The sequence below is a fragment of the Salipiger sp. HF18 genome (genome assembly GCF_011806505.1).
Taxonomy (GTDB): Bacteria; Pseudomonadota; Alphaproteobacteria; order Rhodobacterales; family Rhodobacteraceae; genus Salipiger; species Salipiger thiooxidans.
On sequence record NZ_JAATOS010000385.1, the window covers coordinates 1 to 3,759 of the forward strand.

The window sequence follows — 3,759 nt, forward strand, 5'->3', positions numbered from 1 at the left end:
GGATCGCGCGGGTTGCTGAACACGTCGTGCACGGCCCCGTGCTCGATCACCTTGCCGTGGCGCATCACCAGCACCTCGTCGGCGACCTCGGCCACCACCCCCATGTCATGGGTGATGAAGAGCACCGCCGCGCCGGTCTCCTGCTGCAGGTCCTTGAGCAGCTGCAGCGTCTGCGCCTGCACCGTCACATCAAGCGCCGTGGTCGGCTCGTCGGCGATGATCAGCGACGGGCTGCAGGCCAGCGCCATGGCGATCATGATGCGCTGCCGCATTCCACCCGAGAAGGTGTGCGGGTACTGCCGCAGGCGCTTTTCGGGCGCCGGGATCCGCACCTTGCGCATCATCTCCAGCACCGCCTCCTCGAGCTCGGCGCCGCTCAGCCCGCGGTGCAGCCGGATCACCTCGGCGAGCTGGTCGCCGACCCGCTGCACCGGGTTGAGCGAGGTCATCGGCTCCTGAAAGATCATGCTGATCTCGCCGCCGCGGATCCGGCACATGTCGCGCTCGGAGAGCCCCAGCAGGTTGCGCCCGCCAAACGAGATCTCGCCCGTTGCACGCCCGATGCCCTGCGGCAGCAGCCCCATGATCGCAAGCGAGGTCACGCTCTTGCCCGAGCCGCTCTCGCCCACCAGCGCCAGCGTGCCGCCGCGCGGGATGTCGAAGCTCAGGCCGTGCACGACCTCCTTGCCGCTGAACGAGACCCGCAGGTCCCGGACGGAAATCGCCGCATCAGTCATCACGAGGCATCCTTCAGCCGCGGGTCGACCACGTCGCGCAGGCCGTCGCCGATCAGGTTGAAGGCCAGCACCAGCAGCAGGATCGCGATGCTGGGCGCGAGCGCGAGGTGGAACGAGCTGAGGATGTTGTCATAGCCCTCGCGCACCATGCCGCCCCAGGTGGGGGTCGGCGGCGCCAGCCCGAGGCCGATGAAGGCCAGCGACGCCTCGGTCCGTACCGCGGTCGCCATCCACAGCGAGGACATCACCATGACCTCGGGCAGGATCGCCGGCATGATGTGGCGGAACAGGATGCGCGGCCCCGAGAAGCCGAGCGCCCGGCAGGCCTGCGCATATTCCCGGTCGCGCTGCGTCATGACCCCGGCGCGGGCGATGCGGGCGAAAGCCGGCGTCGCGGTGAACGCGATGGCGATGATGATGTTGCCCATCGTCGCCCCGATCAGCGCCACCAGCGCCAGCCCGAGGATCAGCGCCGGGAAGGCAAGGATCACGTCCATCACCTGCATCAGCACGATGTCGGTGCGCCCGCCGAGGAAGCCCGCGATCATGCCGAGGAAGGTGCCCACGATCATCGCCACCACGATGGCGAGGATGCCGATGGTCAGCGAGTAGCGCGCGCCGTAGAGCAGCCGCGCCCAGATGTCCCGCCCGTACTGGTCGGTGCCCAGCAGGTGGCCGTCTCCCGGCGGCGAGAGCTGGTGCAGGATGTTCTGCTTCGAGGGAGAATACTCGGTCAGCCACGGCGCGAAGATCGCCGCCAGCACCAGCGCCACCACGATCACGAGGCCGATCCAGGTCGAGAGGTTGAGCCGCCGCAGCAGCCCCTGGCGCGCACGGCGCTTCGCGGGCGCGGCGGGCGGGTGTGCCATATCGGTCATTTGTACTGGATCCTCGGGTCGAGAAGGCCATAGGGCAGGTCGGGGGCAAGGTTCACCACCACGACCATCAGCGTGTAGACGACGATCATGCCCTGCAGCAGCGTGTAGTCGCGCTGGGTGAGCGCGGTCAGGATCAGCTTGCCGAGCCCGGGGCGCGAGAACACGATCTCGGTCAGCACCGAGTTGCCGATCAGGATGCCGAGGTAGAGCCCCACCACCGTGGTGATCGGGATCAGGCAATTGCCAAGCGCATGGGTCCAGACCACCCGCGACGGCGACACGCCCTTGGCCCTCGCGGTGCGCACGAAGTCCTGGCTCAGCACCTCGAGCATGGCCGAGCGGGTGACCCGGGTGATGTAGGCCATCATGATGAGCGCCAGCGCCAGCGTCGGCAGCGCCATCTGCCGCAGCCGCTCGGTCAGGGTCTCGGCATTGCCCGCCGAGATCACCGGGAACCAGCCGAAGTGGATGGCGAAAACCATCATCAGGATGATCGCCGCCACGAAGGCGGGCAGCGACAGCCCGATGAGCGACACCAGCCGCATCAGGTAATCGGGGATGCGGTTGCGCCGCACCGCCGCCCAGACCCCCGCCGGCACCCCCAGCACGGTGCCGAGTACCAGCGCCGCGAAGGTCAACTCCAGCGTGTATGGCAGCACGTTGAGGATCTCCGACGTGACCGGCCGCCCGGTCACCATCGAATTGCCGAGGTCGCCCTGCAGGGCGCGGCCGAGAAAGCTCGCGTATTGCACGAGGATCGGATCGTTGAGCCCCAGCCGGTCGCGCAAGGCGGCCACGCTGTCGGGGCTGGCCTGATCCCCGAGGATCACCAGCGCCGGGTCACCGGGCAGGATCCGCACGACCAGGAAGACCAGCGTCAGCACGCAGATGAGCGTGATGAGCGCGAACCCCAGTCGCTTCAGGATGAAAGTCAGCATGTCGTTCCCTGTCGTCGTCTCCGTCCCGGTTGTCCGGGCCGGACCGCATGCGTCCTCAGGCCGCCCTGCCCCTGTACCGGGGCTTCGGGCGGCGACGCCGCGTCAGGGGTGATCGAACGCAATTGACTCACCCACGTCAACAAATTCTTATAAAGATAATTTGATGGGCCGATAAATTCCGGTTATCGGAACTCATGGAGGGCATCTGGTCATGAAAGACGCGCGGTCGTCTTCCAACGCCGAACGCGCGCTCGAGATTCTGCTGATCCTCGGCGATGCCACCGCCGAGGGGTTCAGCCTTGCGCAGATCTCCGAGCGGCTGGGCTGTGCCAAGTCGGTGGCCCACCGCAGCCTCAGCGCGCTGCGGGCCAAGGGCTTTGCCGAGACCGCCGGGCGCTACGGCCACTACCGGCTCGGGCCCTCGATCCCGGCGCTGACCAAGCGCCAGGACCGGCTCGAGCCGCAGGCCCGCAAGCTGCGCCCCGGCATGACCGAGTTCGCCCGGCACAGCGGCCTCACCGTCTACCTGATCCTGCAGGCCGGGCTCGACGCGGTCTGCGGTGAAATGATCAGCCGCTCGAGCCGCCGGCATTTCACCATGGGCGTCGGCGCCCGCATTCCGATGGGCGTGCAGGCCGGCAGCGTGGCGCTGCTGTCGTTGCAGGACGACGAAGCCGTGAGCCGGGTGCTCGACGCCAACGCCCACCGCTTCCCGGTCTTCCCCGCCTGCCAGAAGGTCGACCGCGAGGTCGTGGCGGCGCAGGTCGCCGACGCCCGGCTCCGGGGCTTCGCAGTGAACATGGGCTACTACCTTCCGGGCGAAGGCGGCCTCGGCCTGCCGATCCCCGCCCAGGGCGCCTACGAGGCCGACGTCGCCGTCTCCTTCACCGCGCCGATCGAGCTCATGTCCGAGGAATGGATGGTCCGCACCATCGACGAACTGCGCGGCTTCCTCGCGGTCGGCGCCGGCTGATCCGGGGTGCTTTCCAGGGTGGTTCGGTCCCTCCGGGGGGCGTGCGCCGGTTTCGATGTCGGGATGGCGGTGCGTGGGCCTCGGTGACATGACGGAACGAAAATCATCTTTTTGTTCCGCCACTCCGGCAAATGCCCGTGCCCTGCCCTTTCCGACCCTCTGGGCCTCTGGGCCTCTGGGCCTCTGGGCCTCTGGGCCTCTGGGCCTCTGGGCCTCTGGGCCTCTGGGCCTCT

The 3,759-nt window shown here is 68.2% G+C and carries 4 protein-coding genes; 1 reads left to right on the forward strand and 3 read right to left on the reverse strand.

Annotated features, from left to right (window positions below; genetic code table 11):
- The 3 genes from HC022_RS20960 to HC022_RS20970 all read right to left on the reverse strand — a co-directional run.
- Positions 1–737, reverse strand: a 737-nt coding sequence (locus tag HC022_RS20960) for an ABC transporter ATP-binding protein (protein WP_167453712.1), incomplete at its 3' end; no start/stop codon positions are given.
- Positions 737–1,615, reverse strand: coding sequence for an ABC transporter permease (locus tag HC022_RS20965; RefSeq protein WP_167453713.1), 879 nt, complete (start codon positions 1,613–1,615; stop codon positions 737–739). The genes HC022_RS20960 and HC022_RS20965, both read right to left, overlap by 1 nt.
- Complete coding sequence (locus HC022_RS20970; RefSeq protein ID WP_167453714.1) at positions 1,612–2,553, reverse strand: ABC transporter permease; 942 nt, start codon at positions 2,551–2,553, stop codon at positions 1,612–1,614. The genes HC022_RS20965 and HC022_RS20970 overlap by 4 nt, the downstream gene beginning before the upstream one ends.
- Before the next feature lie 211 nt (positions 2,554–2,764).
- Here HC022_RS20970 and HC022_RS20975 point away from each other — a divergent pair, with 211 nt between their 5' ends.
- The gene (locus tag HC022_RS20975; RefSeq protein ID WP_089959854.1) at positions 2,765–3,526 is read left to right on the forward strand and encodes an IclR family transcriptional regulator; all 762 of its coding nucleotides are present in this window, start codon (positions 2,765–2,767) and stop codon (positions 3,524–3,526) included.
- The last annotated feature ends 233 nt before the right edge of the window (positions 3,527–3,759 follow it).

Bases quoted from the DNA above. Each gene is read 5' to 3' on its own strand.
- HC022_RS20965 (WP_167453713.1), bottom strand. From the start codon at position 1,615: ATGACCGATATGGCACACCCGCCCGCCGCGCCCGCGAAGCGCCGTGCG.
- HC022_RS20970 (WP_167453714.1), bottom strand. From the start codon at position 2,553: ATGCTGACTTTCATCCTGAAGCGACTGGGGTTCGCGCTCATCACGCTC.
- HC022_RS20975 (WP_089959854.1), top strand. From the start codon at position 2,765: ATGAAAGACGCGCGGTCGTCTTCCAACGCCGAACGCGCGCTCGAGATT.